This is a genomic window from Natranaeroarchaeum aerophilus, from assembly GCF_023638055.1.
Lineage (GTDB): Archaea > Halobacteriota > Halobacteria > Halobacteriales > Natronoarchaeaceae > Natranaeroarchaeum > Natranaeroarchaeum aerophilum.
Map to the genome: position 1 here is coordinate 67,372 of NZ_JAKRVY010000004.1, position 18,266 is coordinate 85,637.

An 18,266-nucleotide genomic window follows, 5' to 3' on the forward strand; every position below is an offset into this window, starting at 1 on the left:
TCACTCGGCGGGAGGTGTTGGCCGATCCATTTCGTCGTTCTCTATGCGCTCGATTACGGCATCAGGGTCGGCGTAGTAGTCGTTGACTAGCGCGGTGAACCGCCGGTAGCCGCTGATATCGTTCTCCCAGAGGTACTCCAGGAAGGTCCGTCGGTTTCGTAACTCCGATAGCAACTGTGACTGTGACCAAGCGCGGTCTTCCCGGATCTCTTCCAGAACAATACTGCTCCCGCTTTCGGTAAACGTGTCGTCGCTCGCGTCCCATCTGTAGCTCGTCGAGTAGTCGAGTTCGCCGGTGCGCTGGTCGACGCCCTCGATCTCGGCGATCGTCTTGTTCCGTCGGACCCGCTCGTCGTCAAACCTGGTCAGTGTCTGTACGCAGAGGACGTCGAGGGACTGGACCATCGACCGGGGGACGTTTATTGGATCGTTCTCCAGTCTGTTGATCACCGTCTGTACCGAGTCGGCGTGCATCGTCGAGTAGGTCGTGTGGCCGGTGTTCATCGCCTGGAAAAGCGTGATCGCCTCGTCGCCACGCACCTCCCCAACGATGATGTACTCCGGCCGATGTCGGAGTGCGGAGCGCAACAGGTCGTACATCGTGATGTCGTTGCCCTCGTGGATCCGCTCTCTCGTGACGCTTGACAGCCAGTTATCGTGGTACAGCGTCAGTTCGCGGGTGTCCTCGATCGAGAGTACTTTCGAGCGCGGCGGGATGAACATCGAGATGGCGTTCATCGAGGTGGTTTTCCCCGAGGCAGTCCCACCGGCGAAGATCAGCGACTTGTTGTGCTCGATCGCAAGCCAGAGAAAGGCCATCTGGTCGACGTTGAAGGTGCCGTACTCCAGCAGATCGATCGGCGTGAACGGCTCCTCGGAGTACTTGCGGATGGTAAACGCCGAGCCGCGAGGTGTCACTTCCTCGCCGAGTGCGAGTTCTGCCCGACTCCCGTCGGGGAGTGTGCTCTCGACCATCGGCTCGCCGACGCTGATGTGCCGCCCTGACTGCTGGGCAAGGCGGGTCACGAAGTTATCGAGCGCCCCTTTCTCGAAGGAGACGTTCGTCTCGATGTCGGTGTAGTCGTCGTGATAGACGAAGATCGGTAGTTCGTACCCATCACATGAAATATCCTCGATATGCGGGTCGTGGATAATCGGATCGATCTTGCCGTAACCTCGGAACGATCGATAGAGGTAGTAAAACAGTCTGTAGAAGCCGACAGTATCGATCTCGACGCCGTATCGTTCGAGGTGGTCGCGGAGCTCCTCGACCAGCACCGCCTCGACGTTTTCGGTGTCGATATCACCCCGATAGACGAGTGGGTCGCGGATATCGTCGAACAGCGTTTCGAGCAGCTCGTACTCGTCGTCGTCCAGTTCGGGTTCGACGACGTGGTAGCGCTTGCGGTTGCGCTCCCGGTCGTGGTTGATCGAGACGAAGGCGAAGGGGGCGTTCACCCAGTATCGGTCGATTTCGTCGTACCCGTCGAGTCCGGTAAAGGACAGTAATGGGCCATGCTCTCCCGGCCGATATCGATCGACATCGATCGTCGACCCTTTCAGCAGATCGAGGGCTCGTCGCAGTCGCTGCCCGAGTGACTCCTGGGTTGCGCTCCCGTCCGCGGTAGCGTCCGCTGTCGGTACGTCGTCCATTCCGAGCGGGATCGAACCGGGGTCAGTATCGTCTGTCATGCATCGGGCTCTCGCTGTCGTCTATCGACACGGCGTTGTCTGTCGCGGTACAATGTAGCCGACTCCCTTAAATTGGGCGGGCGAACTCAGGCAAGGTCGACGGTCAACAGTATCCACGAGAGCGCCCCGAGTACGACCAGACCGATCGGAATCGGGAGTCCACCGCCGAACTCGCCGTGTGTGATGATAGCGACCGTCGACGCCGACAGCGCGATCGTCGCTCCGGCGAGCAACGCCCCCATGACCCGGACCGGACTTCGCGGGAGCCGCTCGGTTACCCACTTCTCGCGGAGGTACATGACGACGCTGAGCCCGACCGCAGCGAGAACGAACAGCGCGCCGACGATCCAGAGGTTGTACACCATCATGGGGTCTCCTTCTACCAGACTTCGGGCAGCCATCGGGTGATCGATGGAGAGCCCCTCATCGCCCGGTAGCTCGACGCCCAACAAATACCGTAGCTGGACGAACGGGAATCGAATCGAGAGGATAGTGACCTCGCCCTCGATAATCGTCGCGTACGTCACGTTCCACGGCAGCAGTGCCGCGAGCCACGCGGAGACGACTGCCAGTTCACCGGCGTATTCAGAGCGGACCCAGGCCATGCAGGAGGACGCTGCGGAGCGTACATAAAATCAACCATCACGCTCCAGTGACCCTTGCCGTGGGGTGGTCGTGGTATTCCCCGCAGGCGTTACGTTCATTGCCAGCGAGGACATATCGCTCGACAGGGAATGAGGCGCGACTACTTTACACTGGAGGCGAAGAACATCGACTGGATCGACGACGACGGCGAGCCCGCCCAGCCGCAGGTAACGATCGATTTCGATGGGCCAGGGACGACACTCCGAGAGCGCCTCACGGACGTAAACGGTGACCTGCTCGCCGCCGAAGACACTGACGTCGCCTTCCGGCTTCAATCGCCACCCGATGCCGAGGACGCGGCTGGCGTCGTTAGCGTGACGAACCGGACGACTGGCGACTTCGTCCTCGAACTCAACGAGGACGCCGACGATGTCCTGGCGTTCATTCGGGCTGCACGACGCTACGGCGAGCACGACCCGGACAGTGACGGTCGATACGGTGTCCGATTACGGATCGACGGGGACGAACTGCTGTCATATGATAAAGAGACGTTCCTCGTCTACAACGAGGAGGGGAACTTGCTGCGAAAGCACAGTCTCATCCCGAGCGGCGTCGAGCTGTAGGACGACTTTTTCCGCGCTCACCGACCCCGCCGCCCTTTCGTCTGCCGGTAATCGCTCGCCATTAGCTCGGCAAAGGCTTCGACGAACGCCTGTGTCTGCGCGTCGGTCTGCCTGTCGGGGTCGATCATCGGCATCAACTCGAACCCTCTGCCGCGGATCCGACTGGCGTGATCCGCGACGATATCGAGCTCTTCGACCGGCGTTGTCGTATATTCGGTGCCGATCTCTTCGAGGGCTCGCTCGCCGACTGGAACGATGATCTCGGGGTTGATCATTCTGATCTCGGCGTTGAGATAGGGTTCGCAGTTCCCGAGTTCCTCGTCGGTCGGTGCCCGCTCGGGGTGGCGACAGCGAGCCGTGTAGGTGAGAAACGTGTTTCCGAGTCTGGGCTCCTCGCTGTCCGGTTCCGAGCCACAGAGGCCGAGCCGTCGGAGAATCGAGAGGAGGGCTCGCCCCGTCTCGTCACCGGTGAACGGAACGCCAGTGCGGTCGGGACCCTCGCCGGACACCTCGCCGACGAACAGGAAATCGCCGCCGACGTCGCCGTATCCATGCACTACCTGCTCGCGCGTCTCACAGAGCGCCGGGCAGTTCCGGCAGTCCTCGTCCATCCCGAACGGGTTCGAGAGCACGTCCTGATTTGCGTCCACACATCGAGGATGGTTGGGGGGCGACAAAAGCGTCTCGTTGCACGCTAGTTTTCGCCCCACTCCAGCCCCGACGGTTCAGCCGGGGGCGAAAGCGGACTTGTCGGATGGCCCGCCGAGGGCTCGGGATCGTTGTACGCCCGCGGAGCCACGTCGTTCGGTGCGTCGGGGTAAAACAGCGACGCGATAGCGTGGATATGCTGGCGACCCACACCCAGCTCGAACTGGCCGCCGCCGTACAGTTCGATCCCGCGATCCAGGCAGTGTCCGATACTCGTGAGCAGTGACTCGACGGAGCCAAACCGTGAGGGCTTGATGTTGAGCCAGTCGGGCTCCCGGTCGAGGTCGCGGATGCTCTCGACGCCGGTGATCGGGTAGTCCCACGTAACCCGGTCCCAGTGCCCATCGAGTACCGCCCGCGTTGCCGGCGTCAACTCGGGGTCCTCGATGAGGGCATCGGTGAAGCCGCTTGCGACCCGCTCGTAGAGGTCGGGATCGGCTGGCTGGTCGACCTCGGTGCCCTTGTACTGGCCCTTGAGATCGAGGACGCGAACGACGTCACGCTCGGCGAGCGCGTCGACGAGCTCGACAGGCCACTCGCTCGTCGGGTCGAGCTTGAACTCCAGATCGGGGTATAGCTCCAGCCAGCGTTCGACGCGGTCGATCGACGGTGGATCACCCAGTCGCGTGCTGACGACAAATCGTACCGGATCGTACTCCCGGCCGAGCGCGTCGGCCAGCGTCTCGCCGCGCTGCTTGAGTCCGAGGTCGAGCGCCGCGCTCTCGAAGGCCCACCGGCGGTAGTTGTGCGAGGCCGTCTGCACCGGCGGCTCCGGAAACAGCTCGACATCGTCGAGGAGCGTGGAGAACTCCGCGTGAGTGTACTCGCCCGCAAGGGTGGGCGGGCCAGCCTCGTGCAGCGCGTCGTGATCCGGCGTCTCGTAGGTGACGTCCTCGCCACGGCCCACGACACCGTCGCCGTGGAGTTCGACCGTCGTGCTCACGCGGGTGAAGCCGCTGGAGGTATCGCGCTCACGTCGCTGAAACGTGCACTCGTCGATGTCGACGGGGAGTGTCCCGAGTGGATCATACAGGTCCATACAGAGTGGTTGGTAGCCTGCCTCAAACCAGTACCGACGAAGCGTCCGCAAGCCGAGCTGCAGCCGAAATGGGGTGGGACAGGAGCAGTCAATGCTCCCGGTTGTGCCACCCCGCCGCTGTCTGCGATGTTACAATGTTACATTGTGCACAATGTGATATTGTGTACGGACTCAGGGCTCCCGCCCACCCTGTGCCTTGATCTGCATGATCGTCTCGACGTTTCGGTAGATCTCGATGGGATCGGTCTGTTCGTCCTCGTCATAGAGATCGCTGACCCGATAGAGGATCGCCGCGAGCTGGCGGCTTTCCGAGGAGTCCCCGCGGACGTCATCCGCAATCTCGCGCAGGGCGTCGACGCGTTCGGAGTCGGCGTCGAACCGCTCGGCTGGGTTCTCCGACATCACTCACTGCTGGGTACGGCGACGGATGATCCCCGCGTTGTTCGCCGCTCCACGTGCGATGTGTCTGAACGCCTCGCCGGTGTCACTGTCCTTGTCGAGGACGATCGGCTTGCCCGCGTCGCCGCCGCTCCGGACTGCGGGGTCGAGGGGGATCGAGCCAAGCAGCGGCATGTCGTGAACGTCGGCGAAGCGTTTCCCGCCGTCGGCCCCGAAGATGTCGTGCTCGCCGCCACAGTCCGGACATTTGAACGTCGCCATGTTCTCGGCGATGCCCAGCACCGGCGTGTCGTGTTTGCCGAACATCTCCAGACCCTTCCGCGCGTCGTCGAGCGCGACATCCTGGGGCGTCGTGACGATCACTGCGCCGGTGACCGGGACCGTCTGGAGCAGGGTAAGCTGGGTGTCGCCGGTTCCTGGCGGCAGGTCGATCACCATGTAATCGAGCTGGCCCCACTCGACATCCTCCCAGAGCTGGGTAAGCACTTTGTGAACCATCGGTCCCCGCCAGATGACCGGGTCGTCCTCGCCGACGAGGAAGGCCATGCTCATCAGCTTCATGCCGTACTGCTCGGGTGGGACGAGCGTCTCGTCTTCGGTCGCCTGTGGGGGCTCGTCGGCGTCGACCATCCGCGGCACGTTCGGGCCGTAGATGTCGGCGTCGAAGAGGCCAACGCGAGCGCCCATATCGGCGAGTCCGGCAGCGAGGTTCACCGCGACGGTGCTCTTGCCGACGCCGCCCTTGCCGGAGGCGACCGCGATGACGTTCTCGACGCCGGGGAACACCTGCTCATCGGCACTGATCCCCTCGTCGACGTTCGCGGAGAGGTCGACCTCCAGTCCCGCGTCACCGAGCACCTGTCGTACTTCGTCGGCGATCGCGGTCTCGGTCGGCGAGTACGGCGCACCCAGCGCGAGCGAGACGTGTACTGACTTACCGTCGAGTTCGATCCCGTTGACGAGGTTCAACGAGACGATGTCGTCGTCCAGATCCGGGTCTTCGACCTCCCGAAGGAGATCGCGGACAGCGTCTTCGTCCATATGTCTACGTAGAGTTCGTGTCGGGCGAAAAGCATTGCGAAGCCATTGGGAGCAGTTCGCACGCGGGCTCGCGGGACGGGAACGCACCTTTTATTACGCCAAGCGGTCTAGGCCGGGATACGACTATGCCAAACTCCAAAGGACCCCGCCAAGGAACCCGGAACAAGCTGTCGAACAGTCCGCGTGACCGCGGCGCGTCGCCGCCACAGCGCTCGATTCAAGAATTCGACGAGGGCCAGAAGGTCCACCTCGCGATCGACCCCAGCACCCCAAAAGGTCGGTTCCACCCGCGATTCAACGGCCACACTGGAACCGTCGTCGGCAAGCAGGGTCGCTCGTTCCAGGTCGAGATCAGCGACAAGGGTAAATCGAAGACCCTGCTCGCGAACCCAGCACACCTGTCGGCCCAGGAGTAAGCGATGACGATCTTCAAAGAGAAGATCAGCGAGGAGTATCTCACCGTCTCCGAGACCAAGGAACTGCTTTCCGAGGTCGAAGCGGAGCGCGCCGAGGATCCGGACCGGGAGATGCGCTACGAGCTGGCACGGGCGATCGAGCACGCCAATCGGTTTGCCGTGCTCGAACCCGAGGAGTCACGCGAACTCGTCACGGAGCTTCAGGAACTCGACAAGGTCGACGAGTCGACGGCATACAAGATCACCAACCTGCTTCCACAGGACCGCGACGAACTCCGAACGGTGTACGCAAAGGAGCGATACTCGCTTTCTGGCGACGAACTCGATACCATTCTCGACATTGTCGCGAAGTACGCCTGATGTGCCGACTCTTTAAGTGACAGGTCGCCTTACACCTACGTACGATGAGCGACGCCACTGGCGACGAGTCGACGTTACGTCACGCGGTCGTACTCGATCACCTGCCACACGGTTTGCCAGGTGACGATCGACCACAGTACGAGACGCCCTCGGCAGCGTACGCCCTCGGCGAGCGGGACTTCTATCTCTACGAGCTCCTCTTCGAGGACGAGGCCGACGTGAGTATCGGTGATCGGATCGTCGTCTCCCCCGCCGAGGAACGGAGATCCATCCAGCAGCTCCGGACCGTGGAGTACGAGGACCTTTCCAGCGGTGCGACGTCCGAACTCGACTACGTCGTCGAAGAGATCGTCGAGGCAAACGAAGGGCGGTTCGTCGATTTCTACAACGACGCACAGCCGATCACCCTCCGACTCCACCAGCTGAACTTGCTTCCGGGGATCGGGAAGAAGCTCCGAAACACGATCCTCGACGAGCGAAAGCGAAAACCGTTCGAGAGCTTCGAGGAGGTCGAAGAGCGTGTCAGCGGCCTCCACGATCCAGAGGGTGTGATCGTCGAGCGGATCATCGAAGAACTCCGCGAGGACGACCTGAAGTACCGGCGGTTCGTCGGTGGCGACGACTGATAGTGTTTACTCTCACTGGTTACCGGTGATCGTCCGTACCGGTCCGACGATCGACCGTAAATGACGAGAGTAAACACTATGCGCGGCCACAACGCTTTTTCCGACGGGACGTCCCGCTCGATCACAAGCCAATGCGTTTACACGCACGGGTGCCATACCGGTCGAACCAATGAGAGATCCTGATGGGTTGCTCGCGCGGGCAGGCGTCCGGGGGAACCCCGACCGCGACCAGCACTTTCTGATCGACGATCGCGTGCTCGATCGAGTGCCCGAGCATCTCGATGCCGACACCGACCGTAGCCACATCCTCGAAATCGGTGCCGGAACTGGCGCGCTCACCGACCGGTTGCTCGCAGTCGCCGATCACGTTACTGCGATCGAACAGGACGGTAAGCTCGTATCGTTTCTCCGCCAGGAGTTCGCCGACGAGATCGATGCGGGTCGGCTAACGGTGATCGAGGGGGACGCGCTGAACGTCGAATTCCCCGAGTACACCGCGTCCGTCTCGAACCTTCCGTACGGCGCGTCCAGCGAGTTCGCCTTTCGGCTGTTGCCGCGGGCAAAGCCGACCGTCCTCATGTTTCAGCGGGAGTTCGCCGAGCGGATGGCGGCCGCGGCGGGCACTGACGAGTACGGCCGCCTCTCCGTGAGCGCCCAGCATTACGCCGATATCGAGATCGTCGAGACAGTTCCCCGTGAGGCGTTTTCGCCGCCACCGGAGGTCGAAAGCGCGATCGTCCGAACCATACCTCGTGAACCGGAGTACGAGGTCGCCGACGAGGAGTTCTTCCTCGGGTTCGTCACGGCCGTGTTCACCCAGCGACGCAAGACCTTGCGCAACGCGATCCGCAACACGGTCCACATCTCGGGGATCGACGACGCGGCGGCAGTGATCGACCAACTCGACGAGGACCTGCTCCGTCGACGACCGGGCAAGCTCCCGCCGAGCATATTTGCGGAGATTGCGACTGTCGCACTCGAGTACGGTATGGATCCCGGAACCAGGGGGGGTACGTGATCGTGCTGAGTGGGAGTATCGAGTTTGCGTGGCTGTTCCTGGTCATGGGCGTGACCGGGCTCGCCGAAGAGGTCGCATCGACGGAAGGAAAGATTCTCGTCACGCTGCTTGCGATCCTCGGTGCCGTGCTTGCGAGCTGGTTTGCCCGTCGAGCCCAGTCCCAGCTAAAACGGTTCGTCTCCCCGACGGTCGCCGATCTGATCGCGTCGGTCGTCGTGATCGGCGTCTTTGCAACAGCGGTCGGTCTTCTCGTCGAGCTGTGGGGCCTGAGCAACGACGTACTGGCGGAGATCGAAGCGTTCGAGCTGTCGGCGGTGATTCCACAGCTTATCGTCACTGTACTGGTCCTCGTCGGTGCGCAGGTGTTTACGGGCGTGATCCGTCGCCTGCTCGACGATCTGATGGGATCGAGTGACGCCGTCACCCGCCACCAGCGTCAGGTGACCTACCGGCTCTCGCAGTTGCTTATCTGGACGTTTGCACTCTTCGTCGTGCTGGGCGTCTGGCAGGTCAACGTCAGCGGACTCCTCGTCGGTGCTGGTTTCCTCGGGATCGTGGTTGGTATGGCCGCCAGACAGACCCTCGGTTCGCTGCTCGCTGGCTTCGTGCTGATGTTCTCCCGGCCGTTCGAGATCGGCGACTGGGTCCAGGTCGGGCGAGACGATCAGGAAGGGATCGTCACCGATATAACGATGATGAACACCCGCATCGAGACCGTTGACGGGGAGTACGTGATGGTGCCAAACGACGTCATCTCCAGTCAGGCGATCGTCAATCGGAGCCGCAAGGGGCGACTTCGAGTCGATATCGAGGTCGGTGTCGACTACGATACCGATCTCGAACGGGCCAAAGAGCTTGCGCTCGATGCCGTCGAAGACGTCGAGGACGCCGAAGATGCACCGACGCCACAGGTCGTCTCGAAGCGCTTTGGCGACTCGGCGATCCTGCTTGGGGTCCGGTTCTGGATCGACTCCCCGAGCGCGCGCCGGTACAACCGCGCACGCACGCAGGCGATCGGATCGATCAAGGACCGTTACGACGAGGCGGGAATCACGATCCCGTTCCCACAGCGGACCGTTGGTCGTCGAAGCGGGGCCACCGAGGCCGTCGACTTCGTCTCCGAGCCCTCGCCCGGTGGTGACGAGTGACTGATCTCGCCGAGCGCCGGGGCGTCGAAACCGATGTGTACCAGCCAGCCGAGGATTCACACCTGCTTGCAACCGTCGCGGCCGAACAGGTCGGGCAAGACGACCTCGTGCTCGAAGTCGGGACAGGCTCGGGCTACGTTGCCGAGCACGTCGCCACTGAATCGGGTGCGCGCGTGGTCGCGAGCGATCTGAACCCGCACGCCTGTCGGTCGGCCAGAGAGCGCGGTGTTGAGACAGTCCGTGCAGATCTGGTGTCGCCATTTCGTGACGACGCCTTCGACGCCGTCCTGTTCAACCCGCCCTATCTGCCGACCGACGAATCCGAGGCGTGGGACGACTGGATGGAAGTCGCACTGTCCGGCGGCGAGACGGGCCGGGCGGTGATCGACCCGTTTTTGCGAGCTGTCGGGCGCGTCCTGGCCCCCGACGGCCGCGTCCTTTTGCTTGTGAGCAGTCTCACTGGCGTCGACGAAGTCGTCGACACGGCGGCGACGGAGGGGTTCAGCGCTGCCGCGCTCCGGGACGAGTCCTATCCGTTCGAGTCGTTGACCGTACTGAAGTTGCTGCGGTGAGATCCCGGACAGATCAGATCAAGCCTCTTATTACCACCAGGTGAAAAAACCGGGTAATGGATAGACGACGATTTATCGCTGCGATCGGTGGTACTGCCGGTGCTGGACTGGCTGGCTGCATCTCGCGCGATGATGGCGATGATAGTGAACCGACTGTAGACGATAGCTCGGACGATACCGATGACGCTGGATCGGAGAACGGCTCGGCTGAACGGACTCTCACCGTTGCGACCTACGATTCGTTCCTGGATGCACCGAGCACAGCCCCCGGCGAATGGGTCAAATCGGAGTTCGAGAGTCAACACGAGAACGTCACGATAGAGTGGAAGACCCCCGAAAGCGGACTGAACCACTACATCCAGCGGTTCGACGAGGACGTCGCGTTCGACGCGGATATCTACCTCGGCCTCAACGTCGATGATCTGATCCGCGCGGACGATCAGCTGGATGACTCGTTATTTCAGGAGCTCGACCGGGACGCCGTCGACAACGCGGAGCACGTCCGGCCCGACCTCGAATTTGACCCGCACGACCGAGTGCTACCCTTCGACACGGGCTACATCAGCATGGTATACGACGAGAACGAGCTCTCGACCCCCGAGACGTTCGAGCAGTTGACTCAGGACGAGTTCGGGGGCACCTTGCTCGCACAGAACGCCCAGCAGAGCGATCCGGGGCAGGCGTTCTTGCTGTGGACGATCCACGAGTTCGGCGAGGACGGTTATCTGGAGTACTGGCGTGATCTTCAGGAAAACGACGTTCAAATTCTCGGCTCCTGGTGGGACACGTACAGCGCCTATCTCGAGGAGGAACGCCCGATGGTCGTCTCGTACTCGACCGATCAGGTGTTTGCAAACCGCGACGGGAACGATATGTCCCGTCACCAGCTCGGCTTCCTCGAGGATCAGGGCTACGCCAACCCGGAGGCGATGGCCGTGTTTGCCGGTGCTGACGAGGGAACGAACACGCTGGCACACGAATTCTTCGACTTCCTGCTATCACCCGAGGCACAGGGACAGATCGCCAAATTGAACGTGCAGTTCCCGGCGACCGACAACGCCGATCTCGACGACGAGTATACGGAGTTCGCACAGGAGCCGCCCGAAACCGTCTTCTTCGATTACGAGGAGCTTCAGGGGAACCTCGACGGCTGGGTCGAGGACTGGGCCCGCGAGATCGCGGGATAACATGCCCTCACCGAGGGCGGATCCACCGGCGTGGATCACCACGTCTCAGCACCTGTCTCGCTGGGTAATCCGTCGGATACTCCCGCTCTCGGCCGTCGCTGCTGGAGCCGTCCTCCTCGTTGTGTTCTATTTCCCCACTGGAATCGTCTTTCTGGAGGCGGTCGTTCCCGACGGGACACCATCGCTTGGCCCGTTACGCTCGGTGTTGACTGATCCGTTCTACGTTGGCGTCCTCGCCGATTTGTTCGCCAGGCCGACAGCGGTCGGAGAGCATCTATCCTCGCTCGCGGGATGGATCGCGGCTGGCTTCCCCCGACCGTCGCTGGGGCTCATTGGGTTTACTGCGTATCAGGCCGTGCTCTCGACGATCGCCAGTGTGGCGATCGGCCTTCCCGGTGCGTATATACTGTCCCGGTACGAGTTCCGGGGGCGACGACTCCTTCGCTCGCTGACCATCCTCCCGTTCGTCCTCCCGGGAATCATGGTCGCGATCGGGTTCTTCGCTATGTTCAGCAGGGACGGGCCGTTCAACCAGCTTCTCGGGCTGGTCGGCCTCGGACCCGTCGAGCTGCTGTTCACGCTGGAGGTGATCGTTCTCGCGCACGCCTTCTACAACGCCCCACTGGTCGCCCGCCTTGTGACCGCCGCCTGGGAGAGCGTCGACGCACGAACGGTCGAAACTGCCCGGAGTCTGGGGGCGAGTCCGCCCCGGGCGTTTCTGGACGTGATCGCACCGCAACTGGCCCCGGCGGTGCTTGCGGGTGCAGTGTTGACGTTCGTGTTCACCTTTCGGACGTTTCCGATCGTTCTGGCCCTCGGCGGCCTCGAGATGGCGACGATCGAAGTGTGGATCTTCAGTCGCATCCGACAGCTCGATCTGACCGCGGCCGCGGCGCTGGCCGTCGTCGAAACCATCATTTCGATCGGCGTCTTGCTTCTGTACCTCCGGTTCGAGGCCAGCCGCTACGGTACAGGATCGGCACCAACGCCGCTGGACCGACGGCCGCTGTTGCCCTCGCTGCGAGCTATGCTCCGGCCAAGCCGTCTTGCCATTGGCGCGTACAGCGTCTTCGTCCTCGTCCTGTTCGTCGGTCCGATGGCGAGTATGGTCGTAGAGAGCCTGACCGGGCCGAACGGATTCACCACGAGCCACTACGCGTTTCTGCTCGATCGTCAGGTCGGTGGGCAGGCGTTCCAGATCAGACCGTGGCCAGCTGTCCGTAACTCTCTGCTGTTTGCAGGGGCAACGCTGGCGCTCGCGCTGCCAACAGGGATCGTTATTGCAGTTCGACGCGTCCGCGGCGACCGGGGCGGGATTCTACTCGATGCGCTTGCGACGGCGCCACTGGCAGTCAGCGGCATCGTCCTCGGGATCGGACTGCTCCGCGGACTCGTGTTCGGGATCCCACTGCCCGGCGGATTTCGGATACAGGTGACCGGTGCGCTCGCCATCATCGCGGCCCACGCAGCGGCGACTTACCCGTTCGTCGTCCGCAACGTCGCCCCGGCAGTCGGTCGCGTCGATCGGTCTCTCGTCGAGTCTGCCAGAGCGCTCGGGGCGTCGCGGGTCCGAGCGATGGTGGATATCGAGCTCCCGCTGGCGACTGCGGGTATCGTCGCCGGAGCGGCCTTCGCGTTCGCGATTAGTATCGGCGAATTTAACTCGACGGTGATCCTGGCCGAAGGCGGTGACTATTACACGATGCCGGTCGCAGTCGAACGATACCTCGGGGATCGGACGCTCGGGCCGGCAACGGCGATGGGGACTATCCTCCTGGCGGTGACGAGCGCCAGTTTCGTGATTATCGATCGCGTCGGCTCCGGGCGGGGTGATCGACTGTGAGTGAGCTCGAACTCACTGATATCACGAAATCCTATGGGAAGACACGCGCACTCGATGGGGTCTCCCTGCGCGTCCGTGACGGGGAGTTTTTTACCCTCGTCGGCCCCTCGGGCTGTGGAAAGACGACGACCCTGCGGACCGTTGCCGGGTTCGAGTCGTCGGACGCTGGCGAGGTTCGGATCGGCGGCCAGTCGGTTGCCGATGTTCCGCCGGAGGATCGCGATATCGGCGTCGTGTTTCAGAACTACGCGCTCTTTCCCCACATGACCGTGGCGGAAAACGTCGCCTACGGGCTTCGGTTTCGTGACCCACCGGGGGGCGTCTCCCGCGACGAGCGCGTCAGCGAACTCCTCTCGCTGGTGGATCTCGACGGGTTCGAGGAGCGTGAACCGGACGAACTCTCGGGTGGACAGCGCCAGCGGATCGCCCTCGCTCGGGCACTGGCACCCGGACCGGATCTACTCTTGCTGGACGAGCCGATGAGCGCACTGGACGCGCGCTTGCGAAAGAGCCTCCGCCGCCAGCTCCAGACGATCCAGTCCGATCTTGGAGTGACGACGCTGTACGTCACCCACGATCAGAACGAGGCGCTGGCGATCAGCGATCGACTGGCGGTGATGAACGGCGGCCGGATCGAACAGGTCGGATCGCCCAGAGACGTGTATCGTCGACCGGAGACACCGTTCGTTGCGGAATTCATCGGCGATAACAACGTCTTTGCGGGAGCGGTCTCGCAGGCTTCGGCTCCCGAGGACCGATCCGTGCTCGATTTTGCGGGAACCCCGATCGAGCTCCCCCGGATCGACGCCGACAGCGCGCTTGTCTGCGTTCGGCCGGAGGCGCTCCGTCTGGGCAGTGGAACGAACCAGCTCACAGCGAACATCGTTGCCAGCGAGTATCTCGGCGGCTCTGTTCGTCTTCACCTCCGCTGGGGCGATCAAGAGCTGGTTGCACTGACCGACCGTGCGCCCCCGGACGAGCAGATCGTCATCGGGTTCGAGCCGGAGGATATCCACGTCGTCACGACAGACCCAGATTCGGAGGCCGTAGTATCGCTGCGCACAGAGTAATCTCACGCATCAACGGAAGCGTATGGTCTGGTGACAATCACCGTCGCTGCCCCCCCGTGACTCTCCGGAGAACATTACCTTGACGAATATATCGAAAGAGGAAATATTAAAGCCCGTCATTACGTTCTATCGAACGATGACAGAACTCGTAGCCACGTCCCCCGGTCTGTATCCGCTCCCTGACTGGGCAAAGGACGAACTCGGCGACCTGAAAGGCCACCAGAAACACGACCTCATCAGCGGTGATGAGGGCGAAGAGATCGTCGACGTGTACGAGCGCGCCCGCGCCGAAGTCGTCGACGTCCAGGAGTCGGCCGGACTCGACCGGATCGTCGAGGGACAGCTTCGCTGGGACGATATGCTTGCACACCCCCTGGCAGTCCACGACAACGTCGACACGCAGGGGATCGTCCGCTACTACGACAACAACAACTTCTATCGCGATCCGGTCGTTCAGGGCGAGTTGAACTTCGATGGCGACATCGCCGCCGAACTGGAGGCGACCGCCGAGCTGACCGACGCGCCGCTGCAGGCCGTCCTGCCGGGTCCGTACTCGCTCGCGGATCTCGCCACCGACGACCACTACGGCGACGACGCAGAATTCCTCGGCGCTATCGCGGAGTTCCTCGCAGGTGAGGCCGACGCCTTCCCGGACGTCGAGACGCTGTTCCTGCTCGAACCGTCGCTGACCGAGAACGCGCCCGACGAGGGTGAGGACGAGCGCGCCAGCGAAGCGATCGACGCTGTCGCGAACGCCATCGACGCCGATGTCGTCGTCAACACCTACTGGGGTGCCCTGGAGGAGAAGGTCCACGCACACCTGCTCGATGCCGACATCGACGCCGTGGGCTACGACTTCGTCGCCAACAAAGAGGAGAACCTCTACAACATCAACGAGTACGGCACGAAAGACGAGATCGCACTCGGTCTCGTCGACGGCCAGAACACGCTCGTCGAGGAGCCCGAGACGATCCGCGAGCGCGTCCAGTGGGTCGACGACCAGACGCCAAGTGCCGAATTCGAGAAAGCGTATCTCACGACGAACACGGAGCTGTTCTATTTGCCCGTGAACAAGTTCGAGGCCAAACTCGAAGCGCTTGCGGCCGCCGCAACCACGGAGGTGGAAGCATGACAAACGAGAACAGAGACCAGTTCAAACCGGAGGACCACCCGAACGATCACTTCATCATGACATCCGTCGTCGGGAGCTACCCGAAGCCCAAGTGGCTCAACCGGATGAATGACCTCTACGAGCAAGACGACGGTCCAGTCGACGAGGAGGACCTGCAGGAGGCCGAAGACGACGCCGCGCGCCTGATCACGAACGAACACGAACGCGCCGGACTCGACACCGTCGTCGACGGCGAGATGCGGCGCAACGAGATGGTCGAGTTCTTCGCCGACCGGATCGAGGGGTACGAGTTCAACGGCCCTGTGAAGGTCTGGGGACACAACACCTTCGACAAGCCAAGCGTCGCCAGCGAGGTCGAGTACGACGAGTCCTGGCTGGTCGACGAGTACAAATTCACTGCCAGCGTCACCGACAGGCCCGTCAAGGTGCCGATCACCGGCCCCTACACCCTCGCCTCGTGGTCGTTCAACGAGGCCTACGAGGACGAGGAAGCACTCGCCTACGACCTCGCCGAACTCGTCAACGAGGAGATCGAAAAGCTCGTCGACGCCGGTGCCCGGTACATCCAGATCGACGAGCCCGCGCTCGCGACGACGCCCGATGACCACCAGATCGTCGGCGACTGTCTCGAACGCATCGTCGCCGACATTCCCGAGGACGTCCGAATCGGCCTGCACGTCTGTTACGGCGACTACTTCCGGATCTACCCCGACATCCTCGAGTTCCCCGTCGACGAGTTCGATCTCGAACTCGCCAACGGCGACTACGAACAGCTCGACGTGTTCAAAGACCCCGAGTTCACGAAGGACCTCGCGCTGGGCGTCACCGACGTTCACGTCGCGGAAGTAGAGAGCGTCGAGGAGATCAAGGAGAATATCAAAAAGGGCCTGGAGGTCGTCCCGCCGGAGCGACTCGTCGTCAGCCCGGACTGTGGGGTCAAACTCCTTCCGCGAGAGGTCGCCTACGGCAAGATGGAGAACATGGTCTTGGCGGCTCGTGAAGTCGAAGCCGAACTCGATGCGGGCGAGATTGAGATAGACGCCCCGACGCCGGCCGACGACTGAGCCTCACGCGATTTTGCTCTCGGCCGTTTCTGCGCCCACGTTTGCCCGCGGAACTCTGATCCGAACGGTCGTTCCCTCGTCCGTATCTATCGAGACCGAGCCGCCCGAGGCTGTTACTGACCAGTTGACGAGCCAGAGCCCCAGACCGCTCCCGTGTTCGAGCGGCGTCTCTCGACCGCGATCGAGGACGTCGCGCTCCATTGCTGGAAGTCCTGACCCGTCGTCAGAGATGCTGATCGTCACCCACTCGTCCTCGACCTCGGCACTCACTGTGACGGACGGCTCGTCGCTGTCGTTGTGTCTGATAGCGTTGTCGATGATCTCGTACAGCGCCTTCTCGATCGAGGTATGACAGCGGATAGTTTCGCTGGTGGGAACGTCGGCGTCGATCTCTGCCCCGGGATGAGTCCGTGTTGCGTCTTCAAGGATCGCATCGATCGTCGACTCGACTTCGAACACCCGCTTCTCGTCGGCGTCCGGACCGAGCGTACGATCGATCGACCGGGCCTTCGTACTCCATTCGATCAGGCTGTGTGCCGCACGGTTGATCGCATCGGCGTGCTCACTCTTTTCGTCCCCATCGACCTCGTCTTCGAGGAACTCCGTGTAGCCGAGTATCTTGTTCGTCTCCTGTCGCACATTGTGCCGAAGCACGCGCTGGAGGACGTCGAGTCGCTGCTCGCGAAGGCGCTGGTCCGTGATGTCGTCCATAGTGAGCAACGTCCCGATCTTCCGGTCCGAGCGGCGACGGATCGGCGTCGATGTCACTTTGAGATAGCGACGCGGCTCCGTCGATAGCGACAGTTCGTCAGTCACCGTCTCACCATCTCGCTTCGATAGCTGCTCTGCGAACGACGGAATAACGTCCTCGAGGCGCTTGCCGTCGGGATCACTCGGCAGGTCCAGCAACTCCGTCGCCGCATCGTTGTGGTCAACCACGTACCCACCAGCATCGAGAATCAGCACGCCGTTGTCGGTCTGATCGAAGACGATCGTATGGGCGACCTTCGGTGCGACCGGTGGGACATCGAACAGTTCGTGACCGAACAGCGCCCAGCCAAACACCAGCCCGGAGACGGCAAACGCGTACGGAGCGGGATCGACCGGCAGCGAGAGCACGCCGACCAGATAGAGGAGGTTGGAGACCAGTGGAGCGGCGATTGCAACCAGAACGGCCACAATACGGACCCGGTAGCGCTTCGGAGCCGTAATCAGGAGATGGACGAGCATCGCGGAGCCGACCAGAATGAACAGATACGCCCACGTGACCATTGCGTAGAACAGTGGCCCGTACGGCATGCCTGCAATCGAGGCCGATGCGACAGTCTCGGTGGTCGTTGGATCGTAAAACAGCCGGTGGAGATCGTTCGTCCAGAGAGCGACCAGCGTCCCGACTGGCAACACCGAGAGGATGGCGATCGTCGAGGGCGTGATCCACCGGTCTCGTGAGGTGTAATCCAGTGCAAACACGAGCCACGCCGGAGGGAGCAACACGATACCGAAATACTGGAACAGGGACCAGAACAGTTCAGTTGTCGGGCCCGGAGTCGTCCGAATACCGAGGACTGCGACTGCCCAGAGTCCACCACCGAACATGAATGCACTGAACGAGGACGCCCCCGGAACCGGCCGCTTTCGCCAGCCGTAGATGGCCATGGCCAGACAGATACCGATGGCCGGAATCAACGTCACTGTCAGTGTTGTCTGTGAGAGGCTCACGAGAGATTGATCGATGAATTTCGA

At 62.3% G+C, this 18,266-nt stretch carries 19 protein-coding genes; 12 read left to right on the top strand and 7 right to left on the bottom strand.

Going from position 1 to position 18,266, the window contains the following annotated elements; all coding sequences use genetic code 11:
• Both AArcSt11_RS08895 and AArcSt11_RS08900 read right to left on the bottom strand, forming a co-directional pair.
• Entirely contained in the window at positions 1 to 1,692 is a 1,692-nt protein-coding gene (locus tag AArcSt11_RS08895; RefSeq protein ID WP_250596415.1) for a type II/IV secretion system ATPase subunit, read from the bottom strand.
• A gap of 86 nt (positions 1,693 to 1,778) precedes the next feature.
• Positions 1,779 to 2,297, bottom strand: coding sequence for a DUF7549 family protein (locus tag AArcSt11_RS08900; RefSeq protein WP_250596417.1), 519 nt, complete (start codon positions 2,295 to 2,297; stop codon positions 1,779 to 1,781).
• Between the two features lie 129 nt (positions 2,298 to 2,426).
• Here AArcSt11_RS08900 and AArcSt11_RS08905 point away from each other — a divergent pair, with 129 nt between their 5' ends.
• Entirely contained in the window at positions 2,427 to 2,900 is a 474-nt protein-coding gene (locus tag AArcSt11_RS08905) for a DUF5793 family protein (protein ID WP_250596419.1), read from the top strand.
• 17 nt (positions 2,901 to 2,917) lie between these two features.
• Here AArcSt11_RS08905 and AArcSt11_RS08910 read toward each other — a convergent pair whose 3' ends face one another.
• The 4 genes from AArcSt11_RS08910 to AArcSt11_RS08925 all read right to left on the bottom strand — a co-directional run bounded on the left by AArcSt11_RS08910 (position 2,918) and on the right by AArcSt11_RS08925 (position 6,087).
• Positions 2,918 to 3,550: a uracil-DNA glycosylase gene (locus AArcSt11_RS08910; RefSeq protein ID WP_250596421.1), complete on the bottom strand. Its 633-nt coding sequence runs from the start codon at positions 3,548 to 3,550 to the stop codon at positions 2,918 to 2,920.
• Positions 3,551 to 3,594: 44 nt separating this feature from the next.
• Positions 3,595 to 4,647 (bottom strand): enolase-like domain-containing protein, encoded by a 1,053-nt coding sequence (locus tag AArcSt11_RS08915; RefSeq protein ID WP_250596423.1) that lies wholly within the window; start codon positions 4,645 to 4,647, stop codon positions 3,595 to 3,597.
• 171 nt (positions 4,648 to 4,818) lie between these two features.
• Positions 4,819 to 5,049: a DUF7976 family protein gene (locus AArcSt11_RS08920; protein WP_250596425.1), complete on the bottom strand. Its 231-nt coding sequence runs from the start codon at positions 5,047 to 5,049 to the stop codon at positions 4,819 to 4,821.
• Positions 5,050 to 5,052: 3 nt separating this feature from the next.
• Entirely contained in the window at positions 5,053 to 6,087 is a 1,035-nt protein-coding gene (locus AArcSt11_RS08925; protein ID WP_250596427.1) for an Mrp/NBP35 family ATP-binding protein, read from the bottom strand.
• Positions 6,088 to 6,212: 125 nt separating this feature from the next.
• On the opposite strand from AArcSt11_RS08925, the gene AArcSt11_RS08930 reads away from it, so the two are divergent.
• The 11 genes from AArcSt11_RS08930 (at position 6,213) to AArcSt11_RS08980 (ending at position 16,523) form a co-directional block, all read left to right on the top strand.
• Entirely contained in the window at positions 6,213 to 6,503 is a 291-nt protein-coding gene (locus tag AArcSt11_RS08930; protein WP_250596429.1) for a 50S ribosomal protein L21e, read from the top strand.
• 3 nt (positions 6,504 to 6,506) lie between these two features.
• Positions 6,507 to 6,863 carry an RNA polymerase Rpb4 family protein gene (locus tag AArcSt11_RS08935; RefSeq protein WP_250596431.1) on the top strand — a complete coding sequence of 119 codons (357 nt, stop codon included), beginning with the start codon at positions 6,507 to 6,509 and terminating at the stop codon, positions 6,861 to 6,863.
• A 44-nt stretch (positions 6,864 to 6,907) separates the two neighbouring features.
• Positions 6,908 to 7,489 carry a DUF655 domain-containing protein gene (locus AArcSt11_RS08940; RefSeq protein WP_250596434.1) on the top strand — a complete coding sequence of 194 codons (582 nt, stop codon included), beginning with the start codon at positions 6,908 to 6,910 and terminating at the stop codon, positions 7,487 to 7,489.
• Positions 7,490 to 7,658: 169 nt separating this feature from the next.
• The gene (locus AArcSt11_RS08945) at positions 7,659 to 8,507 is read left to right on the top strand and encodes a 16S ribosomal RNA methyltransferase A (protein ID WP_250596435.1); all 849 of its coding nucleotides are present in this window, start codon (positions 7,659 to 7,661) and stop codon (positions 8,505 to 8,507) included.
• Complete coding sequence (locus AArcSt11_RS08950) at positions 8,504 to 9,655, top strand: mechanosensitive ion channel family protein (protein ID WP_250596436.1); 1,152 nt, start codon at positions 8,504 to 8,506, stop codon at positions 9,653 to 9,655. The genes AArcSt11_RS08945 and AArcSt11_RS08950 overlap by 4 nt, the downstream gene beginning before the upstream one ends.
• On the top strand, positions 9,652 to 10,227 hold the full coding sequence (locus AArcSt11_RS08955; protein WP_250596437.1) for a HemK2/MTQ2 family protein methyltransferase: 576 nt from the start codon (positions 9,652 to 9,654) through the stop codon (positions 10,225 to 10,227). The genes AArcSt11_RS08950 and AArcSt11_RS08955 overlap by 4 nt, the downstream gene beginning before the upstream one ends.
• Positions 10,228 to 10,283: 56 nt before the next feature.
• A complete protein-coding gene (locus AArcSt11_RS08960) occupies positions 10,284 to 11,414 on the top strand; it encodes a thiamine ABC transporter substrate-binding protein (protein ID WP_250596438.1) in 1,131 nt (376 codons plus the stop codon).
• 1 nt (position 11,415) lies between these two features.
• Positions 11,416 to 13,257, top strand: coding sequence for an ABC transporter permease (locus tag AArcSt11_RS08965; protein WP_250596439.1), 1,842 nt, complete (start codon positions 11,416 to 11,418; stop codon positions 13,255 to 13,257).
• A complete protein-coding gene (locus tag AArcSt11_RS08970) occupies positions 13,254 to 14,327 on the top strand; it encodes an ABC transporter ATP-binding protein (RefSeq protein ID WP_250596440.1) in 1,074 nt (357 codons plus the stop codon). The genes AArcSt11_RS08965 and AArcSt11_RS08970 overlap by 4 nt, the downstream gene beginning before the upstream one ends.
• Before the next feature lie 136 nt (positions 14,328 to 14,463).
• Positions 14,464 to 15,459, top strand: a complete 996-nt coding sequence (locus tag AArcSt11_RS08975) for a 5-methyltetrahydropteroyltriglutamate--homocysteine methyltransferase (protein WP_250596441.1) — start codon at positions 14,464 to 14,466, stop codon at positions 15,457 to 15,459.
• Positions 15,456 to 16,523 (top strand): methionine synthase, encoded by a 1,068-nt coding sequence (locus AArcSt11_RS08980; protein WP_250596442.1) that lies wholly within the window; start codon positions 15,456 to 15,458, stop codon positions 16,521 to 16,523. Before AArcSt11_RS08975 ends, AArcSt11_RS08980 begins: the two co-directional genes overlap by 4 nt.
• Positions 16,524 to 16,526: 3 nt before the next feature.
• Here the strand turns inward: AArcSt11_RS08980 and AArcSt11_RS08985 are convergent, their stop codons facing one another.
• On the bottom strand, positions 16,527 to 18,242 hold the full coding sequence (locus tag AArcSt11_RS08985; RefSeq protein ID WP_250596444.1) for a histidine kinase N-terminal 7TM domain-containing protein: 1,716 nt from the start codon (positions 18,240 to 18,242) through the stop codon (positions 16,527 to 16,529).
• Between the last annotated feature and the right edge of the window lie 24 nt (positions 18,243 to 18,266).

Bases quoted from the DNA above. Each gene is read 5' to 3' on its own strand.
- AArcSt11_RS08895 (WP_250596415.1), bottom strand. From the start codon at position 1,692: ATGACAGACGATACTGACCCCGGTTCGATCCCGCTCGGAATGGACGAC.
- AArcSt11_RS08900 (WP_250596417.1), bottom strand. From the start codon at position 2,297: ATGGCCTGGGTCCGCTCTGAATACGCCGGTGAACTGGCAGTCGTCTCC.
- AArcSt11_RS08905 (WP_250596419.1), top strand. From the start codon at position 2,427: ATGAGGCGCGACTACTTTACACTGGAGGCGAAGAACATCGACTGGATC.
- AArcSt11_RS08915 (WP_250596423.1), bottom strand. From the start codon at position 4,647: ATGGACCTGTATGATCCACTCGGGACACTCCCCGTCGACATCGACGAG.
- AArcSt11_RS08920 (WP_250596425.1), bottom strand. From the start codon at position 5,049: ATGTCGGAGAACCCAGCCGAGCGGTTCGACGCCGACTCCGAACGCGTC.
- AArcSt11_RS08925 (WP_250596427.1), bottom strand. From the start codon at position 6,087: ATGGACGAAGACGCTGTCCGCGATCTCCTTCGGGAGGTCGAAGACCCG.
- AArcSt11_RS08930 (WP_250596429.1), top strand. From the start codon at position 6,213: ATGCCAAACTCCAAAGGACCCCGCCAAGGAACCCGGAACAAGCTGTCG.
- AArcSt11_RS08935 (WP_250596431.1), top strand. From the start codon at position 6,507: ATGACGATCTTCAAAGAGAAGATCAGCGAGGAGTATCTCACCGTCTCC.
- AArcSt11_RS08940 (WP_250596434.1), top strand. From the start codon at position 6,908: ATGAGCGACGCCACTGGCGACGAGTCGACGTTACGTCACGCGGTCGTA.
- AArcSt11_RS08945 (WP_250596435.1), top strand. From the start codon at position 7,659: ATGAGAGATCCTGATGGGTTGCTCGCGCGGGCAGGCGTCCGGGGGAAC.
- AArcSt11_RS08960 (WP_250596438.1), top strand. From the start codon at position 10,284: ATGGATAGACGACGATTTATCGCTGCGATCGGTGGTACTGCCGGTGCT.
- AArcSt11_RS08965 (WP_250596439.1), top strand. From the start codon at position 11,416: ATGCCCTCACCGAGGGCGGATCCACCGGCGTGGATCACCACGTCTCAG.
- AArcSt11_RS08975 (WP_250596441.1), top strand. From the start codon at position 14,464: ATGACAGAACTCGTAGCCACGTCCCCCGGTCTGTATCCGCTCCCTGAC.
- AArcSt11_RS08980 (WP_250596442.1), top strand. From the start codon at position 15,456: ATGACAAACGAGAACAGAGACCAGTTCAAACCGGAGGACCACCCGAAC.